Here is a 23,069-nt window from a genome sequence, read left to right as displayed (position 1 = left end):
CCTGTGACGAACTCATAAATTCCTTCTGAAGAAATCCCCTAGCGTATTCACTGCCTTGTCAACATACTCAGGCACCCAATAGGTACGGATATGGCTGGCTCCTTCAATCATATAAAGCTCCTTATTTTCCGTTCCACTGGCCTTGGCATAAGCATCCTCTGTCATATAGAGGGTATCCGCCTTTTCCCCAGCTATCATCAAAAGTGGTTGATTAATAAGGTCCATCCGATCCTCCACATCAAAGGCCATAAGCTTCATAAAGGACTCGGTAGTATAACTGCCGGTAGCATTTGGATGACGATGGGAAAGCCCATAATATTCAATACCATCCCGATAAAGTGTGTTTTCAGGAAGCTCAGCCATTTTTGCCCGCAGCTGCTCATCAGTGGAATTTGGCGGCAGGAAGCCCTCATACACAATTTCGCCTGTCAGTTCTTTATTTCTGGCCACAGCTGCCTTTTCCAGCCGGGCTTGTATTCCCTTAATATCCGCATCCAAAAATCCATTGCGGCGAACCCGTCCGGAATTAAACATGGAAAGAGTCGCCACAGCCTTGATACGCTTGTCAATTTGAGCTGCTGCCAGAGTATAGCCACCGCCACCGCAAATTCCCAACGAGCCTATGCGTGACGTATCAACATTCTTGAGCGTGGACAGGTAATCCAGCATACCACTTATATCCTCAATGCGATTTGACGGGTAATCCCGAAGCCTTGGTTCACCTCCACTGGCCCCTTGATAGCGTGCGTCAGCAGCAATGGCGATATACCCCAGCTCTGCCAGTCGCTGGGCATAAAGTCCTGCCACCTGTTCCTTGCTGCCACCATTAGGATGGGCCACGGTCACTGCTGCATATTTTTTACTGCCGTTTTCCTCATAACCGGCTGGAAGGTAAAGGTTAGCAGATACCTTTATTCCTTCTACCTTATACTCTACAGGCCTAATATTCACCTTGCCGGCTTCATTATGTGTAATAGCATTTCCGTATACAAGGCCGTATGGATTTGTAATATTTGCCGCAGCCTCCGAAATCTGTCCACTAACTCCCATTGTCATCAATCCTCCAATCATAAGCGCAGTAATTAATTTCTTGGTAAAGCCTTTTCCCATTGAAAATCCTCCTTTGCTTTGTAAAAAAATCGACAGTCCGTCTCGATTAGCCAGACTTGATATGCTATAATTAAAGCATATCAAGCGGTAGTAACTACCGGTCAAGTGCTTTCTCAGATTTTTTGCCAAAGAAAGGAGACATTTTTACATGTACACCATGAAGCAAATCGGCGATAGAACAGGAATACCCTATGAAACCCTAAAATTTTATTGCAATCAGGGTCTGGTTCCCTACGTCAAACGGGACAAAAACAACCGCCGTGTCTTTGATGACCATGATCTGGCCTGGATAAAAAGCCTTGTTTGTCTGAAAAACTGTGAAATGAGTATAGCTGAAATGAAAGAATATCTGGAATTATGTATGGCTGGTAAATCAACCATTCCCCAGAGAAAAATCATGTTGGAGCATAAGCAGAGTCTGCTTAAAGAAAAGCTGGCCTCCTTGCAGGAGGCCATTGCCTATATCGACTGGAAGCAGCAATTTTACGATAATGTACAAAGTGGAAAAATCGAATACTACAGCAATCTTGTACCACCAGACGAAGCACATAAGGCAACTATCTAAATTCTTTATTTATTATTCAATCAATTGAAGAATATTCCTTATCAGGAAAATCATACCAGGTAACATCGTGATTGTCCTGTGGACTTATGGCAATATGAGCAAAGCTGTTTTGGGGTGCTGCTCCATGCCAATGAGTTACTCCCGGCGGGCAGAATGCCACATCTCCCGGATGTAGCACCTCCAATTTACCGCCTTTTATCTGATGATATCCCACGCCATCAGTGGCAATAAGCACCTGTCCCGTCTTATGGCTATGCCAACGGTTATACGTTCCTTTCGGAAAAACAACATACGTCCATTCTGGCGAAGCTGCTTCATTTGGTTTTGACAAAACCTTGCCTAAATACACCGGATTATTGAAATTGGAAGATTTAAACGGTTCCGATGAATAATTAAATAGATACGCATTATTGTTTACATTGGCAGTAACATTTTGAGCAGAAAATTCAATGCTATGGTATTCATCATCGGTCACAGGACCGGTATGTGCTTTAGAATTTGCCGGAGCCTGCCAATTTTTATCATAAATAACGATTTGCTGAAATTGGGAGTCTTTTACAGCCCCGTGAAAATGACTGATGCCTGCTGGAATCTGTACCACATCACCGGGACGAATCAATACAGCAGGCTTGCCAAATTCCTGATAAATCCCCACGCCCGCTACGCCGATGACGGTCATCGCCCCATGAGTATGCCAGCCGCTATGACTGCCTGGCTCAAAGGTTATTACATTTGTCTGGGGCAGCTTGTAGACATCTTCATTATCAATCAAATCATTTCGATGTACCGTACCAATAAAACGCTCTGAAATATCTTTTCCTAAGGGCAGTGGCATAGCCTCCTGCACCAGTCCTTTTTCCTTCATCCATGCTTCCATGGCACCGGCCACCTCTGCATTATTAAGATCAGCCATAAGAAAATGAGTGTTGCCCTTTATGCCAATATCAGGCAGGGAAATTACCTGTACATCTCCTCCATATCGTTTCATAGTCTGCTCCCATTTTTTTGCCAGATTTAGACGAACCCGCCAATTATCCAGTCCCCAATGAGTATCTGGCTCACTGCCGGTCTTAATGTTGTCACCAAAATATACCACCATAGGTATTTTTAGTAATCGCTGAAATTCCTCCCTGCTCACTTCCATACCTGGGGCAGGAAATGGACTGGTGGTTGATTCTACCTCGGGCATATCTTCCTTTAAAAAAGGAAATGTTCCCGGTTCCAGGGCAATAACTCCCCTGACCTTGTCACTATGCGCTGCGGTAAGCCAGCCAGGTCCGCCGCCAGCAGAGTGGGTGACCAGCACGCTATTGCCTGTTCTTTCCATTACAGCTGTCATAGCCTCTGCTACCACCTGCACATCAAACTTTCCGGTATCTGGCGTTATTTGATGGAAAAACTGTGCTCTTGATTCCTCATCCCGTGGCACTGCTACATTAGCATAATAGCCCGGCCATTGACCTATACGGAAATTATCATACCACAGCTGATCCTGGGGCTGTGCCTTCAACTCCATTGGCACTGTGGAATTACCGGCCCGTCCCCGTCTTGGCTCATCAACAATATAGACAGAATATCCCTTGGAAAGAAATATATTTTGGAACCCATCCCGACCATCAGGGGTCGTTTCCCATGTTTTTCCTGATTGACCGAAGCCATGGAGAAAAACCATTGCATTTGTTTTCGCCTTTACCGGCTTCTGCCAGAAAACATATGCCGCATCACCATGCAACGTTTCTCCGTCAAAATTTGTCGGTTCATCATCCTTGTACACGCCCTGACTTTGCACTACCCTTCCGCCAGCAAAAAAGCTGCCCTGATCCTCAATCATAATGGGATGCTCCATGGCATGAGCCGATAATGTCACACCCCAAACAAGGGTAAGTGCCATCGCGGTTCCTGTAACACGCTGCTTCAAGTTTATTTTTGGCATATTTCGTCAACCTCCCGATACAATATTTACATTCACCTCTATGTAAAAACATATCATTCGGGAGTTACTACCGGTCAAGTAAATTTTTTTAAAAAAATGGGCTGCACAAAACAGCCCGATTTTCAGCCATGCTGAATGGGGCCATCCCTGCTTTAAGAATTAGGCTGCAACGGCCCATAGTAGTACGAGGCTGTTGCACCACCATCTACCAAAAATGTTGAACCCGTGATAAACTGCGCCCGTTCGCTCATTAAAAGCGCCGCTACATCAGCCACTTCATCAGCAGTGCCGGGTCTGCCTGCCGGGCATTTGGCAAACATATTCTTGTAAAAATCACCACGCGGACCGTTGAACTCATCAATCGCCAAAGGCGTAACAATAATTCCGGGCGCAATATCATTTATCCTTGCGCCACGTTCACCCCAACGGACAGCTTCATACATTGTGCGCTTTTCATTACAGCGTTTGGCCAGCTGATAGGCATGCAAGGTATCCTTTATCTTTTCTGGCTGCAAAAAATCCAGCCTTAGCAGGTCTTCTGTCGCTGTCATCGCCAGTGCCCTGTCCTGCTCCGGCGTGAGTGCTGGCATACGATGTCCGGACTGGCTGGATATAATTACCCCAGTGCCGCCCTTGGCAATAACTTTGCCGACTTCTTCCATCAGTACTGCCGTTCCATAGAGGTCAACCTGCAAAATAACTTCAATCGATGCCTGTGACGGTGAAACACCTGCTCCACAGACCAATGCTTTCACTTCACCATATTCCGTTGCTTTTTGCACCATAGCCTGAATAGATGTTCGCGATGACATATCCATCATAAACGGCTCCACATCAAAGCCTGACTGATTCATAATTTTAGAAACTGCCTGCGCATTGTTTTCGTTTTTATCACCGAGAATAATTTTCTTGCCATAACCCATGCGGCGGGCAATAGCCATGGAAATCTGCCCTGCACCGGTGACAATCATAACATCTTTACTCATTATATATATCCCCTCCTATTCAAGATTTTTCTTTGCCCAAGCAGCCACCTTTGCTTCAGATTCTGCGACGGCTCCCCCCTGTACGGCCAGGCCTTCACCAACCACAGCACCCCGACAATACTTTTTCAAAGCGGCAGGAGCCCCGGCGATGCCACTGCCCTCGTGGGTCATCAATGGAAATACTTTTTTACCGTTAAAATCCAAGGCCTCAAGCTGGGTAAACACAGCACAAGGGTAGGTTCCCCACCAGCAAGGGCCGGCCACTACAATGTTGTCATATTCAGCCACCGAATCCAGCATTTTCACCAATTCAGGACGGGCACCATTTTTCAATTCAGCCTTGGCCTCAATCGTGCACTGAGTATAATCCGTAGAATAGGCTTTTTGTGTCTCTATCTCAAAAATGTCCGCACCTACGGCTTTTTTTATATATTCTGCACAAATTTCTGTATTGCCCCTGGCCAAATTCTTTATGCTGCCATTTACATAATTTTCCCCCTTACGGGAATAATAGATTACCAAAGTCTTTGCCATAAGTACCACAAATTTCCTTTCTTAAGAGCTCCAATTACCTTGCCTACATTACGTCCAAACACCAATTACAACTCCTTGACATGATTTTAGTTTATCCATCCAAACCCTTTTCATGCAGCCATTTTAAAGCTAATTCCATAATTTGCCTGTTATTTTTTTCCTGCATAAGAAAATGAGAATTGCCTTTGATACCAATATCCGGTAAATGCACAAGCATAGCATCTCCGCCATGGCGGTTAATAGTCTCCACGAACTGCTGCGCCATAGCGTACTCTGTGCCCCACTTGTCCTCGCCAACATTTTCAGAACCCATCTTGATATAGTCTCCGTAATACAGAATGATAGGAATCTTGGTTAATTTCAGAAAATCATCCATGGGTACCCCTACTGCCGATGCTGAAAGAGCCTTAAATCGAGCCTCATTTATTCTTGGCATTTCTGTTTGTGGAAACAGAAATGGCGTACCACCAGGCTCATACGCAATAATTGCCTTTACTTTATCCGTGCGAATGGCTGCACGCCAACCTATGGTTCCCCCCATAGAATGAGATACCAGAACTGCCCCATCCTTTTGTTGCTGGAAAAGTTTCGTCAAAACATCGGCGTTAAGGTCATTATCCAATGGCCCAGAACCAATCGTCCAGCTTTGCTGGAAGGCTTGATAATTTGTTTCCCCATCTGGAAATTGTGCATTTGGCACAGGATTTCCATTTTCATCATAATGCCCGATACGTGAAAGAACATATAGTGTCTTATCACCGTACATTGGATTACTTGCCCAAGGTGTATCCGGAGTAACCGCCTCTGTGGACAAATTTGCTTCACCACTTCTCGGCTGATCTACCAAATAAACCGAATAACCTGCTCTGAGGAACATGGTATTGAACCCCTCCCGCCCGTCAGGACCAGATTCCCAAGTACGTTTGGACTGTGCACCACCATGCTGGAAAATCAACGGTAATTTTTTTGCGTTAATAGGCTTTTGATATTCCACATAGGCAAAATCTCCATAAGCCCTCTGACCGGCCTCGGAAATGAAATTCTCTTGTACCCATGTTCCTTCATGTTGTTTATAGCTTCCTCCAACGGTGAAGGAACCCTGCGCCTCTATGGTGATAGGTGAGGCCTGTGATAAACCGGTATTAAATGCCAACAAAATTCCTACCACTAAGATGTTTCGATATACCTTTTTCCATCCGTACATATTTTGCCCCTCCAATGTTCTCAATTATCCGATAGGAATAACCTTACTTCAATTTTCTCTTGACTCAGTCTATTTTTTGTGTCTTTTGACTTCCAACTAATCCGCCATGAACAGCTAATCCCTCAACTGCTGTTGCACCCTTATGATTTATTTCACTCAAGCATCTTCACGATTTTAGCCGGCACACCAACTGCTACAGCATTATCCGGTACGTCCTTCGTCACTACAGAACCGGTGCCAATAATAGCATTTTCCCCGATAGTCACCCCTGGAAGAATGTTTGCCCTCGCCCCTATCCAGGCATTTTTCTTGATATGGATTTCCTTGGTCATAATGGTACGAATATTTTTAGGCTCATGGTTAACCGTAAACAATCCTACTTCCGGCCCCATCATAACGCCATCCTCTATAGTAATGGTTCCCACCGACATTACCGTAAGCCCATGATTAGCAAATACTTTTTCACCAAGATGGAGACAGCTGGCACAATCAATTTGCAGAGGCGGTGTCAAAAAACTGTTTTCCGGCAAATTACCATTAAACAATTCTTGCTCCAGTCTTACGATTTTTTCCTGCTCATCAGGGTCAGTGGCATTGATTTCATGGCACAAATGGCGGCAACGATTAAATTCTGTATGAGCCTCCTTTTTATACTGCTCATCCATAATGTCATAATGCTTACCATTACGTAAATCCGCAAAAACACTCATTATATTTTATCCTTTCCTAAAATGTACTATATTTGATATCACGCTGGCTATACCACTTATATCGTCTGCTTCTTCGTGATAACAAAATGCTGTTCCCGTTCCTTAATCAGCCATTTGCCACCCTGCTTAACCAGCTTATCTGTATACCTTATGTAGTTATCTGACACTACCTCCTGTCCATTTTCCTCCATCACCAGTGCTGCCCGACAATAATGAACATCTGTAGCCGTATCGCCCTCCACCGTAATTACCTGCTGACCATTTTGATGGTGCGACGCCTTGATACCACCAGTAAAAGCACTGAACTGCTTTTCCAACGTCTCCCGTCCATGAATATCCATGGTGAGCTTATCACCCATATAAACCATAACATGAACATCTTCAGTAAAATAAACCATCTGAGCCGGCACATTGCACTCCATATTGGCAAAACCATCGATAACCTCACGAATTGCTTCTTTTGCTTCCAAAATCTCCAATGACATTTGATATTCCCCTTTCATCATATCTGCATTTACTTTTGTTGATTTCATTATAGCCATTTCTTATTGAAATATCTAATTGTAAACTTAGATTATTAATTTATTTTTTCTATTAAAATCGTTGCCCTTTTGATTTCTGAACGCTATACTGCAAATAGAAGCAAAGGAGGCTTTATCGATGAACACCAAGCAAATGGAATATATATTGGAACTGGCACAGGTGCTGAATTTCAACCGTGCCGCCGAAAATCTCTTTATTTCACAGCCAACACTCACCTATCAAATAAAGCTGGTGGAAAAGGAAATTGGCTTTGATATCTTTGAACGGTCCGGAAAAGGAGCTGCTCTCACCCCTGCCGGTTCCCAATTCGTGAGCACACTGCGCTCTATATACGCCCAACTGGCAGTTGCCATTGAACAGGGGCAAAATTTTAGTGCCAAATATAAAGAAAGTATCAGTATAACCCTGCCTATACGGTCCGCCATCTACTTTCTTCCCCAAGTCATCGCCCAATTCAGCCGAAGCTTTTCTGAAGTCTCTATAGTTGCCAACTTTGACTGGAAGGATGGACAAAACGCTTTTCTAAGGGGAGAGCATGACGTGACCTTTGCTATGGAATACACCATGAAACGGGTTCCCGATGTTATTTGCCACCATCTATTTGACAGCAAAATATATCTCATTACAGAAAAAAATGATCCTTTAACAAAAAAGTCACTGGTTTTACCCAGCGACTTAAAAGGCCGTACACTTATGGTAGGCGGTGGTTCACCGCCTGTTTTACGTGTCCTGCAGCAGCGTATGATTCAGGAAATTCATGTAGATTACTTCAACAGCCAAGACCATGATACTACCCTAACCAACGTGGCTGCCCATCGTGGAGTGTGTCTGGCTCCCGGCTTCCTAAATGACCATAACGGCGAATTTGCCTGGCTGGAATTTGATAGCGAGGTAATCATTCCCTGTGGGGTTTATACCCATAAAAATGACCAACGGGAATCCCTTCACGCCTTCATAAAGCTATTGCAGCACTTCTATCTTGACCAGCCGAATTTCAAAGTATAATAACTTAATCAGTCGATTTATTCAAATTCCTGCTGTCCTATTTCTCTGGCAATATATTTTCCCGTAATACTATCCTTGCTCTCTGCTGCCATTTCCGGCGTGCCACAGGCCACTATACGTCCGCCTTTTTCACCACCTTCGGGGCCCATATCAATCAGGTAATCCGCATTGATGATTACATCCAAATCATGCTCGATGACAATCACGGTTGCACCGGCACCCACCAAGCGGTCAAATACCTGCAGAAGTACCTGTACATCCAAGGGATGCAAGCCAATTGTCGGCTCATCAAAGATAAAGACCGAATCTGCCTGAGAACGTCCCATCTCACTGGCAAGCTTCAAGCGTTGAGCTTCTCCGCCAGAGAGGGCAGGTGTATCTTCCCCCAAAGTCAAATAACCCAATCCCAAGTTGTCCAAGGTCGAAAGCTTTCCATAAATCTTTTTTTGGTTGGCAAAGAGCGGCAATGCCTCCTTGACTGTAAGAGAGAGTATTTCCGGCAAAGTATAGCCTCGTTCTAAACCATCCACCTGCCAATGGACCTCTTTGGCTGCTTCGCTATAACGTTGGCCGTTGCAGTCCGGACAAGTAATCGTCACATCAGGCAAGAACTGTACATCGAGAGAAATCTGGCCCGTGCCATCACAAGTTGGACAACGAAGTTTGCCCGTATTATAGGAAAAGGCACCCGCCTTCCATTTTTTCTCTTTGGCTATGTCAGTAGCGGCATAGAGCTTCCGTAAGTCATCGAGTACACCGCTGTACGTCGCCACTGTGGAACGGATGTTGATACCGATAGGCGAGGCATCAATCAGATTGGCTCGGCGTACGCCTTCAGCATTTATGGTCCTGACCTGTGGCGGTAGCTTGCTTCCTTCAGCATTTGCTGTCAGTGCAGGCATCAGGCATTCAAGCACCATGGTGGTCTTGCCCGAACCAGATACGCCGGTAACTACCGTCAATCTCCCCTTGGGGATGTCTACCTGCAATGGTTTTACCGTATGCAACGAATTCGTTTCCAAATGGATTGTACCAAAGGCAAACATCTCATCCATGGACGCACGCTGCCGCAAATTGCAATTTGCCCCACCCCGAATAAAGGGCGCAATCTTGGATATCTTGCTTTTCACTGCCGCCTGCATGTCTCCGGTGAACAACAAATTACCGCCCTCACTACCAGCCAACGGTCCAAGTTCAATCAAATAATCGGCATGCTGCAATACATGTACATCATGATCAACCAAGACCACGGTATTGCCGTCACGCAGCAAGCTGTCAATCACATCCAAAAGGCCCTCGATATTGGCCGGATGCAGGCCTATACTCGGCTCATCGAGTACATAAAGCACCCCTGTGGTTTCATTGCGCACCGCTCTGGCCAGCTGCACGCGCTGGCGCTCGCCAGTTGATAATGTACTGCTGGCACGGTCAAGGGACAAATATCCTAAGCCTAATTCCTTCAGCCTGCGGGCATTATCCAAAAAAGATTCGCTGATGCTTTCGGCCATCGGGCGCATTTCCTGCGGCAAGGTATCCGGCACACCCTTTACCCAGAGAATCAATTCATCCAAGGTCATGGCCGTGGCCTCGGCCAGATTTTTTCCAGCCAGTTTTGTTGAACGAACCTTCGCCGACAGCCGCGTACCCTGACATTCTGGACAGGCAGCCTCATGCAGAAACTTTTCGACCCTCTTCATGCCCTTTTCGTCCTTGACCTTCGCCAGCGCATTTTCTACCGTATAAATGGCATTGTAATAGGTGAAATCCATTTCCGCAGCTACATTAGTCTTCTCATTAACATAGAAGATATGTTTTTTCTCTGCGGGGCCATGAAAGACAATATCTTTTTCAGCCGGTGTCAAATCACGGAAGGGTACATCAATCCGCACGCCCATTTCTTTAGCGATATCTTTCATCAAAGACCACATAAGCGTCTGCCACGGAGCCACTGCCCCCTCCGCAATAGACAGACTTTCATCCGGCACAAGACTAGACTCATCAACCGTACGCACAATCCCTGTCCCTGAACAATGCGGGCATGCCCCTTCTGAGTTAAAAGCCATAGCCTCAGCTCCAGGGCCATAAAATTCCTCGCCACATATCGGACATTTCGTAGGCAACATTAACGCCACATCCATATTGGGCGGGCAGAGATGCCCATTGGGACAGGTATGACTGCCCAAACGGGAAAACAACAGGCGCAAACTGTTCAATAGCTCTGAAGCCGTGCCAAAGGTACTGCGCACGCCGGGAATTCCCGGGCGCTGATGAAGTGCCAGTGCCGCCGGTACATGACGAATTTCTTCCACATCGGCTTTGCCGGCCTGCGTGATGCGGCGACGTGTATAGGTAGACAGTGCCTCCAGATAACGCCGTGAACCCTCTGCGTACAAGGTCCCCAACGCCAAAGACGATTTCCCCGAGCCGGATACCCCGGCAATGGTCACCAGCTTGCCCAAGGGAATATCCACATCAATATTTTTCAGATTATGCACGCGAGCCCCCCTAACTATGATATTTTTAGGGTGTTCCTTATTGTCCATTTCCAGCCCTCCACTTTTTTGCAGTACTTCAACCACAACCAGACGGGTTTCAAAATCTGACTGTATACGCACAATTATCAAAAAGTACCCCCTGCCTCATAAAAACGGCAAGGGGCTTTTCCATCTTAATCAGCTAACAGGGTCTTGCCCAATTCATAAGCCGCTGCACATTGCTTGGGGAACATCTCCTCACGATAAGCAGCTTTAGCCTGCGGGTCGAATATCGAGGACTCATATTTGGCATAGTCGCTAAACTGTGTCGTATTATACGCATATAGCGTCTTGGTTTCCGCTTGCAGGATTTTGCTGGCAAAGCCTTCATGCACAGCAAATCTTTCCCGCATACCAAACTGTTTAACATGTTCCTCAGTCATATTCATGGTATAAATAAAAGCATTGGGCAAAGACTTTGGAAATACTGTTGGAATTTCGTTGCTGTAAATATAATTGGAAAAAAGCAGCCGTTCTATAAAGGCACACATTCCGGAAGAAAGATTCATAAAATAAACGGGTACACCCATAATCAAAGCATCTGCTTCCTTAATGCGCTCGATAATTGGCGTTAAATCATCCTTCATTGCACAAGTACCATGCTCCTTGTCCTTGCGTTTGCAATAAAAGCAGCTGATACAGCCTTTGAAGTTCAGACTATAAAGATTTATCAGCTCAGTTTCCGCGCCAGCTTCCTGGGCACCTTTTAAGGCCTGGTTCAAGAGTTCTGCCGTGTTTCCATTACGTCGTGGACTGCCATTTATGGCAATTACTTTTTTCATCATTCAAGCCCTCCTATTGTCATACACAATTACCTGGTTATTTTCTTCGACACCAACTAAAAATTACCTGCTATGCTAAAAAATAGCCTGACAAAGTCACACACCTTGTCAGGCCACTATGGGAATTTGAATAACTTCAGTGAGACTCTATAGCTCCCACTGACTTGTTATCATTTTACAAGCCCTTGGCAAAATCCCTGATTTCATTCAGCTTCGCTTCGGATTTATTTTCCTCGCCTGCGGCGGTAATAATACCCGCCACTTCGATATTAGCATAAGCCATATAAGCCTTGAACTGGGCAATGGAGCCATCGTGAGTGCCTGGAGAGCCGGAGGACAAAAGCAATGCCGCCTTTTTAGCCTTTTGTGGCTTACCGATACAGTACACACGCTGGATGGCCGCCTGCATCTGGGCAGTCATGGCAAAATAGTACACTGGTGAAGCAAAGACAACCATATCTGCCTCTTTGTAGGCCGGCAACAGCTTTTCGAAATCATCCTTTTGAACGCAATTTCCCTCACCCTTGGTGTGACAATACTCACAGCCCAGACAGCCACCGATTTTCATCTTGCCTACATGATATTCTTCTACCTGATGGCCAGCTGCCTCAGCCCCTTCACAAAAGGCCTGTACCATAGCTGAAGTGTTCATTTTTCTTGGACTGCCAGTTAATACAGTTATACCAGTAATTAATCAATGAGCTGTATCACATTACGGGAATTTTAGCAAGGAATTCTCTGTACTATCAAATTATTCTGCAAAAATATCATCCAGCTGTATTTCCCAATCATCATACAAGCTAATTTTCAAAGACAAATTCTGTTCAGCCTTTTCCTCTTCCCGCAAGCGTTCCCATTCGCTTTCCGTAAATCTCGTATATACATTGTCAAGGTAAAAAGTCCCCTGCTCATTTAATCGGTAAACCTCAATAGCCTCATCCTTCGGACTGATTACCCAATATTCTTTAACACCAGAACGCTCATAAATATCTTTCTTTACTGTAATATCCCGCTTTCGGGTGCTGGGAGACAATATCTCAGCCACAAAATCAGGTGCCCCATCAATGTAGCTTTCCTTGATCTTGGAATCATCACAAACAATACTAATATCCGGAATAAGGTGATCCCGTTCACTAAGTACCGCTTCAGCCTCAAAAAAAGCCTTGCACTTTTTCCCCGCTAAAAAATTATTGATAATAGTAAACAAATGCCCCTGAATCCTTATGTGACGAATGTTGGCCGGGCTCATATCGTAGATAACACCATCTATAAGTTCTGATTTATTATAATCCTTTAAAGCTTCCATACCAATACCTCCCATCCACCACTATTTTACAATATATCGGGCCTTCTCGTCCATAATTTGCCCTGTGATTGAACATCGGAAAAAGAGGCAGCAATATGAAATATGCACCACATGCCTATACTGGGTTGCGAATCTAATTTTTTGCTCTGTACTACATAAGACAAGCTATTTTTAAAGCCCTATCCGAGAACAATATTTTACTCACGAATAGGGCTTTTTTCTACCTCGTATGTATTATTATTTAAAATTAACTACCTTGCTCATATCCACAATACACCGATCCAAATATGAGTCAACATCAAGTACAATTGGCATAACTTTTTATATTATATAGTCCCATTATCTACATGTAGGGTAGTACCAGTTATAGACTTTGCCTTCTCTGTCATCAGAAATACAACCAATTCAGCAACACTATTCACATCAGTTGCCTTCTTTAAAGAAGTACGCTTATATATTTTATTGCGCTGTTCATCTGTAAGTTTTGCACTGATTGCTGTTTCCATAAATCCTGGAGCCACAACATTTGAACGAATGCCTCTAGATCCCCACTCACGGGCTGTTCCTTTAGAAAAGGCTTCTAAAGCCCCCTTGGTAGAAGCATACATCGCCAACCCCTTATATCCAGTATGTGCAGAAACGGATGATATATGAACGATAGACCCAGACAGCTTACTAACCAACATATCACGAATAATATATTTAGTTAATAACATCGGAGAAAACACATTTATTCTATACATTCTCTCCAATGGCTCCAGATGTATATTGGTAACCAAATCATCATAAGCATTGGCAGCATTATTTACAAAGCCATATATTCTTCCAATCGGACGAATTTTTTTATTAAATAATTCTTTAATATTGTCCGCATCGTTTAAATCAAAAGACAAATGCCAATACCTTTCAGGATAAAGTTTCGCTACTTTATCTGTAAATTCATTTTCTCTCCGTCCAATACCAATTATACCAAATGATGTTTCACCAATAATCTTCTCAATTATAGCACTGCCAAGACTTCCGGTGTCACCAGTAACTACAACCCAATTCATTTGCGTACCTTCTTTCCACTACGTGTTTTCTCTATAGTTTCTACAAAATGATAAATACGAGGAATCTTAAATGGTTGAAGTTCTTTTTTCAGCCTATCCATAATGTTGGTCTTCATAGTTTTAGCATCATACCGGGAATTCACTACAACATCTACCTCCAGCACTGATCCCAACACACTGTTCTTCTTTCCCTTTACTAAACAATCTTCTACACCATCTACCTGCTGAATTAAATTTTCAACCTCTAATGGATTGACTTTATAACCACCAACATTTATCAAGTCGCTTTTTCGCGATAAAAAACGCAAGAATCCGTTTTCATCAATTTCTACCAAATCATGGGTATTATACCAATCATCAGCACACGAAAAATCACCCAATAATGATTTATGAATGCAAAGTTCATTATCAGGAGAAATTTTTATCCACTGTTTGTATTCTGGCAAAATACTAAATTTATTGCCATGTGAGGCTAATATACTTCCTGTTTCTGTTGAAGCGTAAATATTATGAATCTTCGCTCCAGGAATTAATTGATGGAGTTTGTTACAAAGATTCTCATCATATTTTTCTCCTCCCAGAGTAATGTGCTTTACTGCTGGCAGATCTTCAGAAATAAATGGCAATAAATTACGATAAAATGTAGGAGTTGCTGATATATTAGTACATGCAGCCCGTTTTATAATCTTCACAACATTTTGAGGTGAATCTTCAAAAATATAAACTATGGTATTATTATTAACCAGTGCCTGTAATAACACTTGAACGCCAGCCATATGAGACATTTTATAAGCGAAGGCCCATACATCCTTATTGTGGCGTTCATTATATCGAACATTTCTCCCCAAAGAACCATAACCGTGACATACCTTCTTAGGCAATCCTGTCGTTCCTGATGTAAATAACCACACGCGCCAATTATTAGATTGTATTGCTGATACGATATCAGAAAAATTCTTTATCCGAACGGGATTATCAATATAATACACCTTAGATGTATCAGTTGCACTTATTCCCAATGATAATAATTCAGAAGCTGAAAAATTGTCATCTAACAAATATGTCTCTTTTCCATACAACATTGATGCCACCAATTGCAACATCATATCATAGGGATTTTGTTCACAATTATACAAGTTGATACTTTGTATTTTCCTTAAATCCTCAATGAATTCCTCACGAGATTTTAATATATTTCGTTGCTCATCTTGCCAAAAATATTCCATCATCCCAATTTTTCCATAACATCACTAAGCAAATCAACTATACCGGTTTCAAAAACATCTACACCAAATTCTTCATCCACTCTAGCAGTAAAAGTTGCTAAATCCATAGAATCAAAGCCTAAATCCTTTCGTAAAGACAATTCGGGTTTTATTTCTGCTACATGCTCCTCCCCCTTATCATTGCGGATTTCATTTATAATAATTAAAAGTCTTTCCTCCATAGCAATATTCCTCCTCGTATTTTTTAATTATTTAGATCATCATTATGAGTCTTTGGTGAATTACAATCTAAAATATAATTTGTAAATTTGTAACAATTCCGACCTGCATTATTCAAGAAATCATGCCTATAAATATCATAAGATTCCGCCAAATCTACAAGTCTCAGTGGTATTCCCAACCAATTATTTTCTACCATTACACCTGGTTCAGTAAGCATTGTATCTGGTTCATACGCCTCAGAGTCGATATTTAGGTCACGAACGAACATTGTGTAAGATCGCTCAGACTCACTGCCATCGTTATCAATATACTTGCCACGAAAATTTTTTAAATATCTGCAAGGAATATTTATACACTCTTCAACATAATGCATGAACGTAAAGCATTGTTTCAAATGAACATCCAACAAAAGCATTTTTGCCTTGTTATGATGAAAATATTCAAACGGAGAACCTGCCCCCCAGGAATCTATATTATTAAGTTCCAAGAGATACTTTGAATCTTTTCCCCACACCATAAATGAATACATTGGATGTTTGGTTCGTTGAAAATCTTTCCTGTTATCAAATATCCAGTTATTTAATACTCCAACCTCGCTTTTGGTCGTTCTTCGATCAAATAAATGTTCACTGCAAAATTTCCATGTATACATTGGAAAAAGTAATGTTCCTTGAGGTGTAACAATATCTTGTAATATATCTACAAAACAATTCAAAAACTTATTTCTTTCTTCAACAGTACGTATGCCGTATTGTTTTCTAATCACATTCAGCATTAATGTGATATCAGAGGCTACATATACGATATCTCCTTTAGTAACTCCCAAATTAATTAGTGTGTTTTTCAACGATTCTTCATATACATACATAGAAAAACTCCTTAATAGTCATTCTACGACTTTAATCAGATTAGATTTTGATAATTTTTGCGCAATAGGTATCAAATTGCTAACTGGTGTCCTGATTAAATTGCTTATATCAACAATATCATTAGTCCCATCAGAATATGCAATAAAATTCATCATTGCAGTTACTTCATCGTAAGAACCCTTCTGACTGATAGTCGGATATAATCCACGTTTTCCCAATTGTGGCTCTCCCAGGCACTGTATCTTGTATTTGTTATTCCCTTCCAATGCTTCTATACATCGTTGCATTGTTTCATATGCGCCTTGAAGACCTGATGGTGAGATCAACCCCATATCATCTTTAGAGGTATGATACTCCGGATATTCACCATATTTAGACCGTGAAAAACCGCATATTGGCAAATCTACACCTGGAGCATTGTACTGTCTCTCATCACTGCCTCGTTTCAAGAAAGAGTACTCCTTATACTCAGGATAAATGAAGCTCAAAACATTCTTAGTTATTTTATCTGTCAAAGTGTTACCATAACGAGTCTTAACATAAGAATATGTACGGTCATCGCCAACACATGACAGATTCCATCCTGCCACAATATTTGCTTTCATCTTTTCAAGGTTATCCCCTTGGCTCATATACGTCAACGAACCAATGGTCTCAGGAACATATACAAATCGGTAGGTATAGTGCCGTTTCTCTGTGGAAAGCAACCATCTAGCCAGATAAACTGATACCGCTGGACCAGATAATTCATTGTTCGCCATGGATGGGTGACACATATATGTTGAAATAAGAACTTCCTTCTCAGACTCACCTGGGATAATTAATTCACCATATGTCAGACTACCATCAAAGAGCTCGCTCTCAATGAAAATATGGTAAGTATCCTCAGGCAAAGCATCATACTGCTGCTGTGTCATGCAAAAGCCAAAACGCTCTTTGTAGTAAGACGTAACATATGGAATAGCATCTGGCTGATCTGGCTGAGTGTAAAGATATTGCTTTAACTCTGCCAAATCCACTATTTTGTCTACAGGGGTTGAATAGCCCACCACATGAAGATTATGCTCGTTAAAATCCAGTATCTTTTCACCCTTGGAGTTCTTTATCCATGCATCACGGATGCGCCATTCTTTTGGCACCGTCCAATCAAATGCTTTTGTACCGCTTGGTACTTCATGTACTGTGATTTCTGGTACTATTTCCCTCAATGTCTGTAATGTTTGTCTTACCCCATCACCAGTAATACTACGACTGTATGGGAACATTTTGTCACACAATATATACATATCTTGTCCTATATCCATTCTCTCTTTATCTCCTTATAGCTTTAAAAAAGTATACTTTTTTAAGCCACAGGAATTTGATATTTCTGACGAATATAGTTGTTAATTATTCTTCATAAAATCCTTTGTAAAAAAGGATTTTTGGTGTAGAATAATTCATAGAGTTTTTCTTTTGATAAGCACCGCAAAAAAGTATACTTTTTTGCGATTTTTTATCTAAAAGCCTGATTACCAGCATAATCTGATAATCAGGTTTTATTTTTTAAATTTTTACGATAAGCAAGGGCTTTATAACGGAATGTGGATTCTGGCATATTACATTTCTTGGACGCCTCCACTGCACTAATTTTCCCCAAGGACCACTCTTGAAATACCTCATCGAAATTTTCAGGTAAAGGTTTAGGTGGTCTACCCAATCTTACTCCCCTCGCCTTAGCCGCTTCTATTCCTTCCCGTTGCCTTGAATGAATCAGTGCCAATTCAGAAGCAGAGCAATAACTAAGCAGGCTCAAAACTAAATCGCTAATAAATGTTCCGAGCAAGTTTTTATCACGCCGTGTGTCCAATATAGGCATATCTATCACATATACATCTGACTGCTTCTCCTTGGTTATGATACGCCACTGCTCACTTAAATCCGAATAGCTTCTACCCAACCTATCTATAGATTTTATGTACAAGCAAGTGTTGTTATTGAGCTTTCTGAGTAATTTTTTATACTCTGGGCGATCAAAATTTTTGCCAGACATCCTATCCACAAATATGGCATCTTCCGATACTCCCATTTCTTTTAATGCGATAATTTGCCTGTCCTCTTTTTGAGATGATGAACTGACTCTGGCATATCCATACAACTTTTGCTTATCTTTACTTATATTATTTTCCATATCCAACTCCATAAAATATTTTTTCTTTTTTAATTTTTCAAACACAGCATTCATTGCAATCGAGTAGGAGGGGGTGGCTAACCCCCGTCCTCTCACACCACCGTGCGTACCGTTCGGTACACGGCGGTTCGGTTATTTCAGGATGTGCCTATGCCTTGCACCACCTATCCCTAGCCCTAGGCGTCCCTGCTTTCCTTTCGGTTTCCGACCTATTCTCCAGCAAGTGACCTCATTTCGAGCAACTGCCATCTTCGAGTATTGGGTAAATGACGTCTGTCCCGTTATAACCGTCAAGTCCTTCCCTCCTACCTACTTTCACAGGTTTCATCGGTACTATGACTTGAACTGACTTCTGCATGTTCAACTCACGCTTCTCACCGTAGCTTACCTAGAAGTGAATATTGTATCACTTTGCAAGGCATACCATGCAGACCTCCCCGGGTACCACACGTTTCTTTCCCTCCACCTACCTGCCGCATTTACTACCATTGATTCCGTGTAGCTATTGGACTTCAACCCGTTATGCGACCTTATCCTCAATAGTAGCCTTTATGCGATTTCTGTTCGTCAGGCCAGAGATTTGCCGCCGGCTTCCTTCAGATTCCGCCTCACGGTGGACACCCTTGCCATTGGCTATATCTTTCCCGCTACCGGGCAGATTCCGGACTTTCACCGGTTAGAAACGTGCGCCGCCGGGCGCACATAAAAAAAGACGCACCTCTATCAGATACGTCTTTTAAAAGCTTTGTATTAAATCGCCATTTTTGAGTAATAGCGTTATAATAGGGGCGATGATATGTGTAAGTAACAGGAGAATTGCCATTATGTATTCAGTAAATTACCAAAAAAATTTTATTAATATCGAGGAATTTAAAAGAAAATACCAGAATCAGGAAAAGTTTCTTGCATACTGCAAGGAATGCCCCAGATACAACAATACCTGGTCCTGCCCGCCTCTGGCCTTCGATGTCAACGAATATTTAGATAAATATACTTATGTTTATGTGGTCTGTGCCAAAATAACCTTGGATGAACGTATCATTCACGAAGCAGATACACCTGACAAGGTAAAGGATATTGGGTGGAAAATTCTATGTGAGATAAAAGCTAATCTGGAGGAAAGTCTCCGAAGCATGGAACAATTAGTTCCAGAAAGTATCTCCCTATCCTCCGGTGGCTGCAATAATTGTAGTATATGTACCCGAAAGGATGGTATTCCATGCAGACTACCCGACAAAATGCGCTATTCCATGGATGCCTTTGGCTTCGACCTTACAGCTATCACCAAGGACTTGTTTAATATTGATATTCAATGGTGCAAAGATAGTCTGCCAAAATATTTTACCCTAATCCACGGCCTGCTGACCAAGAGTAATGTGAAAGCTGAACTGTGGAATCTTTAACACACCAAAAAAGCTGTATGAACTTTCATGCTCATACAGCTTTTCCTTTTACTAAAAAATCAATCATTCTGTAATTTTCATTGTCACATCGCCATGAGACAGCAAATCTGTCATTTCCTGCTGGGATAAATTAATATGTCCCAACCTGGTATATGACCAGGAATTTGAACCATAAAAAATTACTATTTTATCGCCAGAGTATAAAACAATATCCCCATATTGGGTAGTTGTCTGTGTATCATTTCTGGTCAAGCTGTGACCTATAGAGCCCACCTGTTCAAATCCACCATACATTGACATATTGATGGTTAAGGGCAATAGCTTTTTTAGATTTTCAGTAGACGGGTTTTGTTCCCAACTAACAGGAACTCTGACATTATTAATCATCAATTCCATAGCCATTTCCTTTTTCTGACCTGATTTAACTGATGTATTTTCCTGTACAGCCTGTTCATGGTGTGCAGCCATAGAAGCTGTACCAGTATTTTGATTAGCTGAACAGCCTGAAAGCAAAAACAGCATCGCTAATCCTGCTGCACACAATATTTTACTTTTAATCATAAGAAAATCTCCCCGAAGAAGGACAATGCACTATTTAAAATAATACGTTTTACTTTAATTTATTATATTCAGCTGCATCTACAGCTTCGCACCATTCACTGGAGGTATTTTCCCCTGGTACTTCTATAGCCAAATGCTGGAAGGCCGAGTTTGGAGCCGCACCGTGCCAATGCTTTACATTCGCAGGAATATGCACCACATCCCCTGGCTTAAGCTCCTGAGGAGCCTTGCCCCATTCCTGATAATAGCCACGACCAGCAGTAACGAGCAGCATTTGCCCGCCGCCCTTATCTGCATGATGTATGTGCCAATGGTTGCGGCAACCAGGCTCAAAGGTAACATTGCCAATAATTACCTGATCCATGGACAGCATATTCAGATAACTTGTCCCATCAAAATACTGAGCGTAGTTTACATTTTCGCCCCCCACTGGAAATAGACTGGTAGCCATAATATTTTCCAGTGTTTCATTGTCTGAAGTGGTTTCAGCTACTACCGGAGTGTCATTATATACTTCTTTGGCCAGATTAAATGCAGCCCAAGCCTTTGGCCAACCGCCATAAAAGCCCAGCTGAGTAATAATCTCTGCCATTTCTGCCTTAGTAACTCCATTATTTTTAGCAGACTGCAAATGATATTTTAAAGAGCTATCCGTTATACCACTGGCCACCAGTGCTGAAACTGTTACAATACTGCGGTCATGCAGGGACAGCACATCATTTTTTGACCACACTTCCCCAAAGAGGATATCGTCGTTGTAGCGGGCAAAATCCGGGGCAAATTCTCCCAGCTGCTGCCGGCCTGCGGTCTGAACCACCTTTACTGCTTTGCGATTATTATCTGCCATTTCTGATGCCTCCACATTTAATAAATTTGTTGACATGAGCATTACAGCTGCCAACCCTACTATTATCTTTTTTCTAATTTTCATCTAAGGATCTCCTCCAAAACACGACTAAAACAGGTACTTTACCATACTACCCTACCTAAATACTCTACCGATAACAACACCAACCAAAACATACAATCCCAACAAACAGACCAGCAATATTGCATAGGCTCCTCCTGGCAATGAGGTGGCCGCCGTAGCAAAAATATGCTTCATCAAAAGTCGATTGCCTACCTGATTTATGATGGAACTGTAAATTCCAGCGATGATGATTATTGCCACCAGACAATATTTATGCCAGGGACGAATCCAAACTGATTTATCAATATTCAGCCCCTTCTTCCATTGTCCTAGCCATCCCTTCCAATGCAGTCCCCAATGGATGCCACATAAAATTATTATGCCGTAGCCCAGGGACACATGAAATTGATGAATAGTAATGCTGCGCTGTATATCCAGAGGAATAATTTCCCGGAAGAGGTAGTTGGATATTCCGATTCCTGCTCCAATTACCACCAATACAAGGACTAAAAGCAAAATATTGACCAGGGTATTTATCACACGGCCAGCTTTCCATGATCCCTGTCGCAGGCCACTAAACCAACGACGATGCTGGTAAATGTGTACCCCCATCAGCAATAGCCATGCCACACCAATTATCTCATGTAATAATTTTGGAATATGATGAAAACACATGACCAATATAAGCATAATAGGTAGCAATATGGTCACTACCATTTGTTTTGATATCTTTTGTTCATTCATTTTTAAAATCCAAGTGCCTTAAACCAACTATTGATTTCTGCCTCACTGGCATCTTTGGTGAACAATTTACCAGGCTTCCAATTAGCCTTACCCTTAGTTAATTTTTGCAGATAATCACCGCTTGTACCGATGTCACTGCCGCCAGAGGTACAAATATTAGTCATATTTTTCCCGGTAAAATCGTAGCTTTCCACGAAGGTATCCATGATGCGTGGTGCCTGTCCCCACCAAATAGGATGCACTAAAATAATGGTTTCATAATTGGAAATTGGTGCTTTATTATCCGCCAATTCTGGACGGACGCTATCATTCTTTTGCTCCACAGTGGCCCTGGTAGATTCGTCGTTATAATTTAAGTCATCCTTGGTATAAGGCTTGGCTGGACGGATTTCATACAAATCAGCTCCCAGAGTCTTAGCTGTGTTCTCTGCCAGTTGCTTGCTATTACCTGTGACGGAAAAATAAGCCACCAAAATCTTGCTCTTGGCTGCCGGTGCCGATGTGTCTGTAGTCACCTTAGATGTGGTGTCAGGTTTTACCTCAGCCTTTCCTTTATCTGAGCCACATCCCATTATTCCAAGCACGACCAACAGACTAACACAAAGTAACAAAATCTTTTTCATTTTATTTATCCTTTCTAAAGCACTTCACATTTATAGTTCTCATCCATAACACCAAAGGCCGGAGCTCACACAAAAGC

Annotated in this window: 25 protein-coding genes; 3 read left to right on the top strand and 22 right to left on the bottom strand. The window is 42.4% G+C overall.

The features are described from left to right. Positions 1 to 12 precede the first annotated feature (12 nt). Positions 13 to 1,110 (bottom strand): alpha/beta hydrolase, encoded by a 1,098-nt coding sequence (locus B6K08_RS11760; RefSeq protein WP_080326211.1) that lies wholly within the window; start codon positions 1,108 to 1,110, stop codon positions 13 to 15. A gap of 148 nt (positions 1,111 to 1,258) precedes the next feature. Between B6K08_RS11760 and B6K08_RS11755 the strand changes: the two genes are divergently transcribed. Then, a complete protein-coding gene (locus B6K08_RS11755; protein ID WP_039207319.1) occupies positions 1,259 to 1,675 on the top strand; it encodes a MerR family transcriptional regulator in 417 nt (138 codons plus the stop codon). A gap of 16 nt (positions 1,676 to 1,691) precedes the next feature. Here the strand turns inward: B6K08_RS11755 and B6K08_RS13625 are convergent, their stop codons facing one another. From B6K08_RS13625 to B6K08_RS11725, 6 genes are all read right to left on the bottom strand, one after another. Then, complete coding sequence (locus B6K08_RS13625; protein ID WP_082013138.1) at positions 1,692 to 3,608, bottom strand: alpha/beta fold hydrolase; 1,917 nt, start codon at positions 3,606 to 3,608, stop codon at positions 1,692 to 1,694. 152 nt (positions 3,609 to 3,760) lie between these two features. After that, the gene (locus B6K08_RS11745; protein ID WP_039207321.1) at positions 3,761 to 4,594 is read right to left on the bottom strand and encodes an SDR family oxidoreductase; all 834 of its coding nucleotides are present in this window, start codon (positions 4,592 to 4,594) and stop codon (positions 3,761 to 3,763) included. 15 nt (positions 4,595 to 4,609) lie between these two features. Next, positions 4,610 to 5,128, bottom strand: coding sequence for a flavodoxin (locus B6K08_RS11740; protein ID WP_039207323.1), 519 nt, complete (start codon positions 5,126 to 5,128; stop codon positions 4,610 to 4,612). A gap of 91 nt (positions 5,129 to 5,219) precedes the next feature. Continuing rightward, positions 5,220 to 6,332, bottom strand: a complete 1,113-nt coding sequence (locus B6K08_RS11735; RefSeq protein ID WP_080326210.1) for an alpha/beta hydrolase — start codon at positions 6,330 to 6,332, stop codon at positions 5,220 to 5,222. A 152-nt stretch (positions 6,333 to 6,484) separates the two neighbouring features. Then, on the bottom strand, positions 6,485 to 7,042 hold the full coding sequence (locus tag B6K08_RS11730) for a sugar O-acetyltransferase (RefSeq protein ID WP_039206655.1): 558 nt from the start codon (positions 7,040 to 7,042) through the stop codon (positions 6,485 to 6,487). Positions 7,043 to 7,098: 56 nt separating this feature from the next. Beyond that, entirely contained in the window at positions 7,099 to 7,527 is a 429-nt protein-coding gene (locus B6K08_RS11725; RefSeq protein ID WP_039207860.1) for a nuclear transport factor 2 family protein, read from the bottom strand. Between the two features lie 175 nt (positions 7,528 to 7,702). Here B6K08_RS11725 and B6K08_RS11720 point away from each other — a divergent pair, with 175 nt between their 5' ends. After that, on the top strand, positions 7,703 to 8,590 hold the full coding sequence (locus B6K08_RS11720; protein WP_080326209.1) for a LysR family transcriptional regulator: 888 nt from the start codon (positions 7,703 to 7,705) through the stop codon (positions 8,588 to 8,590). Positions 8,591 to 8,607: 17 nt separating this feature from the next. Here B6K08_RS11720 and B6K08_RS11715 read toward each other — a convergent pair whose 3' ends face one another. The 11 genes from B6K08_RS11715 to B6K08_RS13840 all read right to left on the bottom strand — a co-directional run bounded on the left by B6K08_RS11715 (position 8,608) and on the right by B6K08_RS13840 (position 19,424). Further along, entirely contained in the window at positions 8,608 to 11,205 is a 2,598-nt protein-coding gene (locus B6K08_RS11715) for an excinuclease ABC subunit UvrA (RefSeq protein WP_327078481.1), read from the bottom strand. A gap of 53 nt (positions 11,206 to 11,258) precedes the next feature. Next, complete coding sequence (locus tag B6K08_RS11710; RefSeq protein ID WP_234985363.1) at positions 11,259 to 11,909, bottom strand: flavodoxin family protein; 651 nt, start codon at positions 11,907 to 11,909, stop codon at positions 11,259 to 11,261. 172 nt (positions 11,910 to 12,081) lie between these two features. Then, positions 12,082 to 12,588, bottom strand: coding sequence for a flavodoxin family protein (locus B6K08_RS11705; RefSeq protein ID WP_268761951.1), 507 nt, complete (start codon positions 12,586 to 12,588; stop codon positions 12,082 to 12,084). 69 nt (positions 12,589 to 12,657) lie between these two features. Beyond that, positions 12,658 to 13,212, bottom strand: coding sequence for a Uma2 family endonuclease (locus tag B6K08_RS11700; RefSeq protein ID WP_052212284.1), 555 nt, complete (start codon positions 13,210 to 13,212; stop codon positions 12,658 to 12,660). Between the two features lie 326 nt (positions 13,213 to 13,538). Beyond that, positions 13,539 to 14,264 (bottom strand): SDR family NAD(P)-dependent oxidoreductase, encoded by a 726-nt coding sequence (locus B6K08_RS11695; protein ID WP_039209570.1) that lies wholly within the window; start codon positions 14,262 to 14,264, stop codon positions 13,539 to 13,541. Continuing rightward, positions 14,261 to 15,493, bottom strand: coding sequence for an ANL family adenylate-forming protein (locus tag B6K08_RS11690; RefSeq protein ID WP_039209574.1), 1,233 nt, complete (start codon positions 15,491 to 15,493; stop codon positions 14,261 to 14,263). The genes B6K08_RS11695 and B6K08_RS11690 overlap by 4 nt, the downstream gene beginning before the upstream one ends. Continuing rightward, the gene (locus B6K08_RS11685) at positions 15,490 to 15,711 is read right to left on the bottom strand and encodes an acyl carrier protein (protein WP_039209579.1); all 222 of its coding nucleotides are present in this window, start codon (positions 15,709 to 15,711) and stop codon (positions 15,490 to 15,492) included. The genes B6K08_RS11690 and B6K08_RS11685 overlap by 4 nt, the downstream gene beginning before the upstream one ends. 23 nt (positions 15,712 to 15,734) lie before the next feature. After that, a complete protein-coding gene (locus tag B6K08_RS11680; protein ID WP_039209583.1) occupies positions 15,735 to 16,580 on the bottom strand; it encodes an AAC(3) family N-acetyltransferase in 846 nt (281 codons plus the stop codon). An 18-nt stretch (positions 16,581 to 16,598) separates the two neighbouring features. After that, positions 16,599 to 17,885 carry a DUF4910 domain-containing protein gene (locus B6K08_RS11675; protein WP_080326208.1) on the bottom strand — a complete coding sequence of 429 codons (1,287 nt, stop codon included), beginning with the start codon at positions 17,883 to 17,885 and terminating at the stop codon, positions 16,599 to 16,601. 227 nt (positions 17,886 to 18,112) lie between these two features. Further along, a complete protein-coding gene (locus B6K08_RS11670) occupies positions 18,113 to 18,796 on the bottom strand; it encodes a recombinase family protein (protein ID WP_234985362.1) in 684 nt (227 codons plus the stop codon). Between the two features lie 475 nt (positions 18,797 to 19,271). Then, entirely contained in the window at positions 19,272 to 19,424 is a 153-nt protein-coding gene (locus tag B6K08_RS13840; protein ID WP_159446776.1) for a hypothetical protein, read from the bottom strand. Between the two features lie 151 nt (positions 19,425 to 19,575). Between B6K08_RS13840 and B6K08_RS11665 the strand changes: the two genes are divergently transcribed. Beyond that, positions 19,576 to 20,154, top strand: a complete 579-nt coding sequence (locus tag B6K08_RS11665) for a DUF2284 domain-containing protein (protein WP_039210465.1) — start codon at positions 19,576 to 19,578, stop codon at positions 20,152 to 20,154. A 63-nt stretch (positions 20,155 to 20,217) separates the two neighbouring features. Here the strand turns inward: B6K08_RS11665 and B6K08_RS11660 are convergent, their stop codons facing one another. The 4 genes from B6K08_RS11660 to B6K08_RS11645 all read right to left on the bottom strand — a co-directional run bounded on the left by B6K08_RS11660 (position 20,218) and on the right by B6K08_RS11645 (position 22,992). After that, entirely contained in the window at positions 20,218 to 20,715 is a 498-nt protein-coding gene (locus B6K08_RS11660; RefSeq protein ID WP_052212416.1) for a cyclophilin-like fold protein, read from the bottom strand. A 49-nt stretch (positions 20,716 to 20,764) separates the two neighbouring features. Beyond that, entirely contained in the window at positions 20,765 to 21,646 is an 882-nt protein-coding gene (locus B6K08_RS11655; RefSeq protein ID WP_080326206.1) for a carboxymuconolactone decarboxylase family protein, read from the bottom strand. A gap of 51 nt (positions 21,647 to 21,697) precedes the next feature. After that, positions 21,698 to 22,255: a hypothetical protein gene (locus B6K08_RS11650; protein WP_234985361.1), complete on the bottom strand. Its 558-nt coding sequence runs from the start codon at positions 22,253 to 22,255 to the stop codon at positions 21,698 to 21,700. A gap of 116 nt (positions 22,256 to 22,371) precedes the next feature. Further along, complete coding sequence (locus tag B6K08_RS11645; protein ID WP_039210459.1) at positions 22,372 to 22,992, bottom strand: flavodoxin; 621 nt, start codon at positions 22,990 to 22,992, stop codon at positions 22,372 to 22,374. Positions 22,993 to 23,069: the final 77 nt, after the last annotated feature.

The sequence above is a fragment of the Anaerovibrio lipolyticus DSM 3074 genome (genome assembly GCF_900141865.1).
GTDB classification, from domain to species: Bacteria; Bacillota; Negativicutes; order Selenomonadales; family Selenomonadaceae; genus Anaerovibrio; species Anaerovibrio lipolyticus.
The sequence above is the reverse complement of the archived record's forward strand: the minus strand, read 5'-3'. Positions and strand labels throughout refer to the sequence as shown.